General features: G+C 41.1%; 1 protein-coding gene. It reads left to right on the forward strand.

Translation table 11 applies throughout. From position 1 onward, the window contains the following. Window positions 1-443 (forward strand): hypothetical protein (locus CD152_RS11810; RefSeq protein ID WP_103214388.1); only part of this gene is annotated, 443 nt, incomplete at both ends.

A 443-nucleotide genomic window follows, 5' to 3' on the forward strand; every position in this document is an offset into this window, starting at 1 on the left:
TATTTAATATTCGTATTGATGGCAAAACTTGAAGACCATCTCGCATCGTTAAGATTCACACTGCCTTTATCTGTGATGCTCTTCGGCATAGGGTTCACGATCAGTACATGGACGCCTTTATCACCGTTGCCTTATTATCAGGCGCATCTACATGTACAGAAAGTCCAACAGCAGTCCAACATAGCTGAGACCTATCTGGAAGGCTTAGTGGATAAAGGATTACTGGATACGACCGTGAAGAAGCATGTTACACATCAACATTTTTCAGTTGCACAGAACAAAATCAGTCAGATTGATGACCCCAAGAAACGTGAGACACTCAGGGATAAACATAATGACTATCTATCAACATATGAACATCAGATTGGTGACAGGCTCATCCAAAAGCTTCAACTGGAACATCTCAGTATCTCTGAATACAGTAATCTTACGGCACATGACTA

The organism is Macrococcoides caseolyticum, from assembly GCF_002902665.1.
Taxonomy (GTDB): domain Bacteria; phylum Bacillota; class Bacilli; order Staphylococcales; family Staphylococcaceae; genus Macrococcoides; species Macrococcoides caseolyticum.